The sequence below is a fragment of the Exiguobacterium sp. UBA3491 genome, from assembly GCF_002377745.1.
In the GTDB taxonomy this organism is placed as follows: domain Bacteria; phylum Bacillota; class Bacilli; order Exiguobacteriales; family Exiguobacteriaceae; genus Exiguobacterium_A.
Genome location: NZ_DFQK01000021.1, coordinates 297,175 through 306,749 on the forward strand (window position 1 = coordinate 297,175; position 9,575 = coordinate 306,749).

Genomic DNA, 9,575 nt, shown 5'->3' on the forward strand with positions numbered 1-9,575 from the left:
GTAGAGACTGACTTTTGAGTCAGTTCCATTTTTTGATTGACCTGATGTATAAAAGGAAGTAAATAAGAACCTCTATATGGTAAAATAATCAAGTTATATATAAAAGTATAGGAGGCTTCATGATGGAGACTAACGATGTTCAAGTGTATGCGACATTCCGGCTAGAGCAAGACGTACTGTATCGCTATCATACATATATCCAGTGGGGAGAGAGTGAGACGTCGCTCGGTGCGTGCCTGATGTTGAATCCCGGTTCTGCGATGGTCGATCCTTCATTACGTCAGCAACTTGATACGGCAGGACAAGCGACGGGTCAAATTGGTCGGTTGGATGAGACGATGCGACAAATCATCCGGATCGTAGAGGGAATCTATGAAGGACAAGTCTTATCGGGACGCTTTCATCTATACAATCTATTCCCGATGCAACATGGCAATGATGTCACATCGATCAATCATTTCGAAGAACTCTGCCAGGAAACTTCTTTTGAAAAGCAGACGTTGTTTGCGTCAGTCGAAGAATTGCGTCGACATCCTTTCGTGATCACAGGATGGGGCGTCCGAAGTCATCTTGTTCGCTGGACACACTTACGACAAGCGAAGGTGGAATGGATGAAGCGTCTTGAAGCATCGGGTATTCCACACTTTGGGATCAAGCATCCAAGAACAGATGACTTCTATCATCTCTGTCCGAATCTCGTTGCTAGCCGGGAAACGATCAAAGAGCAAATCATCGCGCGACATCGTGAAGTCATGGTACCGAGTCGGAAGCGTCAATGGGAGCGAATCCTTCTGTACCGGATGGAAGGTGGACGTATCACCTTAATGGGGCGCAAACGATCTGATGATACATGGGTCTTCATGAGAACGACAGATGAGACAGCATTACTCGAAGAGGGGGATGTATCTGCGAAGACTACGTCTGAGATCGTCGAACGATGGGACGACGTGGTAGAACACCTCCTCGGTGAGGTCGTCTTATCGTTACGTCCTAGTTTCGTTCACCCTGAATTTGAAGAGCGGATCGCACCATATCGTAGACGATGATACGAAAAAGGAGAAAGAGCGCAAAAGCGCATCTTTCTCCTTTTTCATTGTGTCTCCTTATTCAGCATCTTCAGCATCTGCTGAGCTTGCATTCGGGAACAACTCAGCAAGAACACGTTCACTTGCCGTGCCGTCATCCAAGCTACAGAACCGTTCGAGGAAGCGATCATATTTTTCTTGGTAAGCGACAGACTTCGTATCAATCTGTTCGATATAATCGATGACTTGATCCGTTTCTTTTAGGAGTGGTCCCGGAACGACTGCTTCGAAATCGAAGTAGAACCCACGTAACGTCGATGCATATTTTTCTAAGTCGTACGTAAAGAAGATCATTGGACGTTGTAAGTGCGCATAATCGAAGAAGACAGACGAATAGTCGGTGATTAGCACGTCACTGATTAAATACAACTCTGCGATATCACCGTATGACGACACGTCATAGGCGAATCCTTCGTGTCCACTGATGTCCATGTTTTGAGCGATCAAGTAATGCATCCGGAGCAAGACGACGTAATCATCACCAAGGCGTGCCTGCATCTCGTTCAAGTCGAGTTGGAGATCAAAGCGGTATTTTCCACGTGCGATGAACTCGTCATCCCGCCATGTTGGTGCGTACAAGACGACTTTCTTGTCAGCTGGGATATCAAGACGTGCTTTGATTTCACTGATGAGACCAGCTTGATCGTCTGCATACAAGAGATCGTTTCGTGGATAACCGGTCTCAAGCATCGTGTTTTGGAACCCGAACGCACTCTTAAAGATTTCGCTCGAATAGGCATTCGGAGAAATCAAGTAGTTCCATTCCTGTGCTTGATTGTAGAAGTTCCGTTTGTAGCGTGTCGCGTTCGTTCCTGCCATGTGGACTTCTTCCATGTCGAGACCTAGTCGTTTTAATGGTGTGCCGTGCCACGTTTGAAGGTAGATCGTTTCTTCGCGTTTCGTTAAGCTGAGCGGTTGACGTGTATTGAAGATCCAGTACTTTGCACGTGCCATCGCTTGGTAGTACGCGAAGCTGTTTTTGAGCACCCAGTTCGGACAAGCTTCCTTGACGTCATCTGAAGGTTCTTTCGAGAAAATCCAGACGAGTTCAAGTTCAGGGCGTTGTTCTTTTAATTTCAGATAAAGCGCCTTCGGATTATCAGAGTAGCTCCGTCCGAGGAAACTTTCGAATAAGACGAGGTTCTCTTTGACCGGCATCTTTTGGAACAGACGATAGAGCATCAGACCGTTCTTGATCTTTTTGCGTCGTGCCGTCCGTAACGTCCGTTTTGTCTTCACGGCAGTGATGTAAGAACGGAACATGAAGTATGAACCTGTCGACCATGCTTGTAGATACTTACTCCGTGTCTTCGTCCGTCTTAAATCGTAAGCGACATGACGGAACACGTCTGCCTGCTGACTTTTTGACGTGCTTCGTTCAAGCAACGCGCGACCCCGCTTTGAGATGAAGCGTTTGTACCATGTATTCAAGAATTTTTGAACATCGTTATCCTGCGTATGAGCAGATAACATACCGTAAATCCGTGAGATATCCGTCAATGTCGTGATATCACGTGCTTGGTAGAGTGATTGTCCTTCGAGTGGCGTACTGCGTGAGTTTCGACCGTAGACGACATAACTGACCGATGTCAAGTTCGTCAGTTTTGAGATAATCGTATGCGCGATGATCGTATCAGCGAACCATCGTGTCTCAAGAACCGGCAAGTCGTTCAGCAAGTCCTTTTTGATCATCCAGCCGTGAACCGTCGTCAAATGACGCGAATTGAACTTCGTACGAGTATAGAAGAAATAACGATCATCATCGATCGGCATGAGCCATTTTTTCTTATTGTAGACGGGTGAGACTTTACCGATGATGACTTCGCCGCGTGATTTCTCATAGGCTTTGATATACGTATAGAGCGCACGTGGTGCGAGAATATCATCACTGTCGAGGAATGTGACGTAGTCACCTGTCGCGACTTCAAGACCGCGTCGACGTGCAGCGTATGTTCCTTGATGTGCCTGTTCCACGATCGTACATGCCGGATAGAGGGAGCGAAGCTCATCGATGTATGGGCTTGGTCCATCAAAGACGACGATGATTTCTACCGGGATAGACACCTTCTGATCAAGAACGGATTGAATGGCTGCTTTCGTTTGTGATTCAGTTTGATAGACAGGAATGATGACACTAATTGAGTTCATGTTGATTCTCCTTTTTGATGAAAGAATCCGCTAAAAACGGATTCACGAAAATAGTTCCTGTTGAATAGGATATCACAAAACGAAAAAAAGGCACGATTCTCTTAAAATTCACTTCGTTGTCGATAATGTGTCGGGGTCTCACCAGTCGTCTGCTTGAAGGCTTGACTGAAATGACTTTGACTCGAGAAGTGTAACTTATTTGAGATCGTCAGCAAGGAATCGTCCGAAGAACGCAAGAGACGCTTCGCTTCCCGGATCCGTTCCCGGATGACATAACGAGCAAGCGGTAGACCGGTCTCATCTTTGAACAGGACGGACAAATAGTTGGATGAGACATGAATGGCTTGGCTGATCGACGAGACGGACAACGGCTCATAGAGATGTTGTTGAATATAACGAATGGCTGCCAACACGTGTGGCGAATGACGTAAGGCTTGAAGTTCCTTGACGGCTTCAGCGAACGAGACGGTGATCCGGACATGGCGATTCCGCAATTCAGCGATACTCGTCGCCGCTTCGATTGTCTCAATCATCCGGTCGCTGAGCGAGAATGCCTCATCCGGTTCCAGTCCTCCACGAATTGCAGCACGCGCGCTTAAGAGGACGGTCCCGAGCAACAAGTTTTTTTCTGCGCGTAACGGCTGATGACGGGCGAGTGTTCCGAACTCACCATAGGCCGGTAAGGAATACGTCGTAGCGAGTCGCTCGCTTTGACCGGTCGCGATCCAATCGATGATTTGTTGTTCCCGTTGCCAGGCTTTTCGATACGCCGTCACGCCCGTATGGGAAGGGGCGTCTGCGACGAGAGGGATTTCAGCTTCCTGAATATCAGACTGTTGTTCGATCTCGCGTTTCGGTAAAGCTTCCCCGTGCAACAGGCGATACATCAGGTGAGCACAGTCAATAAGTCGATTCTCCGTCGTACGCGGCAAGACTTTATAGAACTGATGGTAGGCTTCATCTTGGATGTGCGCCCGAAAAAGAGCCGATTGTAGTAAAACCGGACCGATTCGGTACATTCCTTGTTCCGGAACATCTAAAAAGAGGTAAGCTGTACCATCTTTCAGGGTATAGAGTAGAGGAGTCTTTTTTAATACTGGCCATTGGTTCTCAATCAGTAAGGTTCCCGGATGAGATGGAGCTTCTGGACGTAACGCCAGCGGAGTACCGTGATGATCTCGGTACGTGACGAAAAAACCAGTCATCCCGTAGAGGTGCTCTGCGATTTGCGTCAAGTCAGACGTCGACAAGCGATTCATGACACGACTCCTTTCGAAATATAGTGGATTGCTTCTAGTGTATGTCCTCTTTCGTGGATAGTCGAGAACGAAACAATGAAAAACGAAGCCTTCCGGAAAAGGCTTCGCTGAAAATCATTCGGATGAAGACGAGGGATCCTTTGAATCCGGATTATGTTGTTCCTCATCAAGTGACGCAACAGCTGCTTCCTCATACAAAACGGATTCTTCCGAATGTAGGTCCTCTTCAACGGAGTCGTGAACCGAAGATTCCGAATCATCGAGTTGGAAATCAAGCGTCAATTGATGGAGATTACCAGCAATCTTCGCAAGATGCGTAGCGGCAGACGTCACGGATTCAAGTGTCGCGTTCGTTTCTTGAATGCTTGCGCTACTCGTCTCAAGACCCGCGGCATTCTCTTCCGTCAAGGCGAGAATCGTCCCCATGGCGTCCGAGACTTCTTCCGTCGCTTGCGTCAATGCATGGATGTCACCGGTCAGTTCTTCTGTCCGGCGTGAGACATGTTGGACGGAACCCGCGATTTGCTCAAAATCGTCACCGGTCGTCTGGACGGAATCAAGCGATCGTTTCAAATCATCCATGACATGATGCATCGCGCTCATCGCCGTCTGTGTCTCGTTTTGGATATGATCGAGGAGTTGTTTGATTTGCTTCGCGGAAGCGTCACTCTCTTCCGCAAGCTTTCGGACTTCACTCGCGACAACGGCGAATCCGCGTCCCTGTTCACCGACACGCGCCGCTTCGATGGCGGCATTCAAGGCGAGCAAGTTCGTCTGACTCGAGATCGCTTGTAGTGTGCCGAGGACTTTGGCGATCTCATCCGATCGTTTACCGAGGAAGTCGGAGGTATTTTGGATTTCCTGTTCGAGTGAGACGGAATGATCAAGTAAATCGGCGATCGTCTGTTTCGTTACATCACTTCCGCGAACGGCTGCGGAAGCGACGGTCGAGACTTCCGATAATGTCGTTGACGCGACGTGTTGCATGGCCGTCGACCGTTCCTTGACGCCATGAACGGCATGGGACGAGCGCTCTGCTTGTTTCGTCTGTGTTTCACCAGCCGCCGCGATCTCTGCCATCGTTCGTCCGATTTGCAGAGAAGCTGTTTGGACGTGCGTTGCATTCGTGGAGAGTTCGGCAGATGCATCCCGGACGGTCGTCGCTGAAGTCGTCAAAGCGAGAATTGTTTGACGTAGTCGAGCCCGCATCGCGTCAAAGTTTTCGGTGAGATCCGTCAACTCGTCTTGGATGAAACGTGTCGGACGTTTTGGCGTCCGTAAATCACCAGAGGCGATGGCAAGTGCTTCTTGACGGAGTGTTGATAAAGGACGATTGATTGATCGACCAATCAACCAAGCAATCAACGTGGCTAAGGCGATCGCGACGACGAAGTTGATCAACGATTGGCTGAGCATTTCTTCTTTCGGTGCATACAAGGAAGCATAGTCAAGAACGACAGCTAACTTAAAGCCTGTTTTTGACGAGGTCTGCCAGATGACGACGGATTTTGTACCGGCGACGTCCATGATGGTCGAACCCGACTCTTGTTCCATCATTGCTTTAGGAGCAGAGAAGTAAGGTTTTCCGTCTTCTTTCATCTGCGTTACGTTTTTGAAGAAATAATTTTTATTCGGATGGGTGACAATCTTCCCATTTTGGGTATAGCTGAAGACGAATCCTTTTTGTCCGATTTCAATCCGCTTCATGTCTTCTGCTAGGCGATCGATACTTTTATAGATGGATAAGACACCTTTGATATTCGCCTGTGCATCTAGTGTTGCTTTTGAGAAGCCGATGATGGATAGTTTCGTTGCCGCATCATAATGCGGTTCACTCATGATGACGATGCTAGAGTTATCGAGTGCTTGTTTGTACCAGTCTTCCTTGCGTGGATCGTACCCAGGTGCTGCCGCTTGTTTTGGCCAGTTGAGATAACCACCAGCGGTATCCGCATACTGAATGAAGGAGTTTTCGATTTTCGATGAACCGTACTTTTCTAGGACGCTATAGATATCGCTCGCTTTTTGCGTCGGAGGAGTAGCCGGATCGGGTTGTTTCGTTTGATCCGTGTAGTTCGGTAAAGCGCCGTCCGCTCGGTTGAACGGAAGACCTGCGAGTAAGGTCGTATCCTTCTTCGTATCATCAATGATTCGTGTAAAGGATTGTTCGAGTTGCTTCAAAGCGGTTTGTGACGTCGAGTCTACAAGCTGATCGACGGTTTGGCTCGTCTGATCATAAGAAAACCAGGTTGAGGCACCGAGAGTGAGAGCGGGCAATAAAATAAGCCCGATGAACAGGCGACGCGTGATCGGGAGGCGCATATGTATTCTCCTAACTAAATAGTCTTTAAATTCTGTCTACTTGGAATATCGGAAGAGTATGACCAAATATGAAGGATTATGTAGAGATTTTCATCATTTGAGAAATGAATCGGAGCAGGGTTCATGATAAAATGAAAAGAGTGTCACAGAGTGGCTAGGGAGGAACAGAAATGAATATTGCTTTTTTCTTATTACCTAAAGATGAGGTGAAATATTTAGATCCTGAGTCAACGGTCAGACAAGCACTAGAAAAGATGAAACATCATCGTTTTACGTCAGTCCCACTCGTTGATAATAAAGGGAAATACGCAGGAACGCTGACAGAAGGCGATGTCTTGTGGGCACTCGAAGCAAATCTCGAGCATGCCGATTATGACCATGTCTTGCAGACACGTTTAACCGATATCAAACAACGCGTCCGTTATAAACCGGTCTCGATCACAGCGCAAATGGAAGAGATGATTGAAGTCATCACGGATCAAAATTTCGTACCCGTCATCGATGACGGAAAACATTTCATCGGGATTATCCGACGACGTGACATCATCGATTATTTTGCTAAAAAAGTAGCGCGTGAGAACGTCAGTTATTAAAAAAGAATAAAACTAGTAAAAAAAGCACTTATTTTCGCAGAGATGTGGGAAGACGTGCTTTTTATTGACCCAAAACGACTTCAGGAAACGGTATGAGACGACGATATAGAAACATAATGACAATTTAGGGAGGACGATGTGTTGCGACGTTTATCACCAGTCTTCATCGTAGAAGCTTTTCGAAGACGCTCCTACTATAAAACGTTCTCATGGATGATTGCGATCATCGGGTTATTAGCATTGATCGTCGCATGTCAACATTTGATGAAAACACTCGAAGAAGGCTATCGCTTCAAAGCATCAGGAAAAACGATTGCTGAAGTGATACCATTTAATCATGCTGAACAAGAAGTGACACGCTATTATTTTTCATCATTGAATGAGGACACGGATGTTCTACAAGCGTCCAAACAGTCCGATCGTGCATTGGAACAACTAACGGATCGTCTACCGAACATGAAAGCGACCGGGTCGGCACGGGAAGAAGTCTTGGCGGAAGTCAAGAAGCTTCAACGACAAGGATATGAATCGAACCATCGTTTCTTCACGACGATGACGAATTTCAAGAGTGAAATCATCTTCAATCAACTCGTACTGAGCAAAGAGACAGGGTCTTATTATAATGTCTTCTCCAATTTGATTCTGATGGAGGAACAACTTGGGAAATCAGCTGAAATCTTAAAAGATGCCCGTCAAAAGGAAGAACCGAGCTCGATTGATCGATTACGGATTCAGCAGATGCGGATTGATTTACCGATACGCCAGGCATCACTCATCAAATCATTGTATGATGTGATTCCTCTTCAGGACGATACGGGACGTCAAGATGTCGCAACAATGCGGGAACAGATGGCTGCCTATACACAAACGCTTGATGATCTATTGCGTGCTCCAGAAGTCGAGACGTACGCTGCTTTGGCAGGACAAGCGGAAGAATATGAATCGAGTATGTATCGTTTGTACGATCAAGAACTCAACCAAGTCGCACAAGAAATGCAGGATCGAGGCCATCATATCATTCGCAATGCCTGGCTTCTCTTTGGTGTAACCAGTGTCTTAATTCTTGGACTGTTGATTTTGACCTTATCGTTATTACGCGCCTTTCGCCAAGATCTCTCCTTACTGAAGGGAGAAGCGAATACCTTTGCGGAAGACCGCCGGCAATCCGGTTATGACGTACCGGAGCGAAATGATTTTCAACCTGTCGTCCAAGCGTTTCGGACGATGACGGCCATCATCACCGGGTTGCTCGATCATAATGATGCGAAAACAAAAGAGATCAAGCAGAAAAAAGCAGAAATCGAGTCGCTCTTTTCACAAAATACAGATCCGATTCTTGCGATGTCATCTGACTATACGATTGTGAACGGAAACGAACGCTTTCGACAATTGACGAAAGCGACGGCGGGATGGACGATCGAAGAACTGATCCATCCGGCTGATTTGAATCGGATGCGGCGAGCGTTGAAGCAATCATTGGAAGGCCATAGTCAAACGATTCGTTGCAAGATGTTGTTCGATGAAGAAATCTTAAACATGTTCGTCAACATCGTCCATGTCGCAAACAAAGAAGACGATACAGGCGTTGCACTTTACTTATCTTGTCATGATGAAACGGATCAGTTCCGGCGCGAAGAACGGATCACACAACTCGCACTCTTTGACATGTTGACGGGACTGTTGAACCGAAATGGCTTCGAACAAAAGATGACAGATGCGTTGAAAGCACCTCAGCCGGGAGAACTCGTCACCATCAGCGTTCGACAATTCCGGCGAATCAACGATATTTACGGACATGGTGCAGGCGATCAGATTTTGAAAGATCTCGCCAATCGACTCAAACATCATTTCATCGGAACGGGACAAGCCGCACGAATCGGGGGAGACGAATTCGCCGTGTTGGTTGCACAACAGGATATCGTGGATTACGAGAAATTGAAGCAAGTCATCGAACACGTTTATGAGATCGACGGAGAGTATGTCAATGTCAGCATCAGTATGAGTATGGTGCGGTACCCCGATGATGCAGTAGCCGTCACGTCCTTGTTATCTTCGGTTGATATCGCGATGCAGCATGCGAAGCAACAGACAGAAGGCGGACCGGTCTGGTTCGAATCCTGGATGAGTGCCGAGTATCTCGAATCCGTCGTCCTCGAAGGAGAACTGCT

General features: G+C 47.2%; 6 protein-coding genes. 3 read left to right on the plus strand and 3 right to left on the minus strand.

The annotated features are described in order from the left end of the window. Positions 1-122 precede the first annotated feature (122 nt). On the plus strand, positions 123-1,046 hold the full coding sequence (locus B4F99_RS08420) for a hypothetical protein (protein WP_290756772.1): 924 nt from the start codon (positions 123-125) through the stop codon (positions 1,044-1,046). Positions 1,047-1,103: 57 nt separating this feature from the next. Here B4F99_RS08420 and B4F99_RS08425 read toward each other — a convergent pair whose 3' ends face one another. The 3 genes from B4F99_RS08425 to B4F99_RS08435 all read right to left on the minus strand — a co-directional run bounded on the left by B4F99_RS08425 (position 1,104) and on the right by B4F99_RS08435 (position 6,814). Beyond that, positions 1,104-3,233, minus strand: a complete 2,130-nt coding sequence (locus B4F99_RS08425; protein WP_290756775.1) for a bifunctional glycosyltransferase/CDP-glycerol:glycerophosphate glycerophosphotransferase — start codon at positions 3,231-3,233, stop codon at positions 1,104-1,106. A 101-nt stretch (positions 3,234-3,334) separates the two neighbouring features. Then, on the minus strand, positions 3,335-4,492 hold the full coding sequence (locus B4F99_RS08430; protein WP_290756778.1) for a helix-turn-helix domain-containing protein: 1,158 nt from the start codon (positions 4,490-4,492) through the stop codon (positions 3,335-3,337). 114 nt (positions 4,493-4,606) lie between these two features. Beyond that, on the minus strand, positions 4,607-6,814 hold the full coding sequence (locus tag B4F99_RS08435) for a methyl-accepting chemotaxis protein (RefSeq protein WP_290756781.1): 2,208 nt from the start codon (positions 6,812-6,814) through the stop codon (positions 4,607-4,609). Positions 6,815-6,984: 170 nt separating this feature from the next. On the opposite strand from B4F99_RS08435, the gene B4F99_RS08440 reads away from it, so the two are divergent. Then, on the plus strand, positions 6,985-7,407 hold the full coding sequence (locus B4F99_RS08440; protein ID WP_023469329.1) for a CBS domain-containing protein: 423 nt from the start codon (positions 6,985-6,987) through the stop codon (positions 7,405-7,407). A gap of 138 nt (positions 7,408-7,545) precedes the next feature. After that, the coding region (locus tag B4F99_RS08445) for a GGDEF domain-containing protein (RefSeq protein ID WP_290756786.1) at positions 7,546-9,575 on the plus strand (2,030 nt) is incomplete at its 3' end.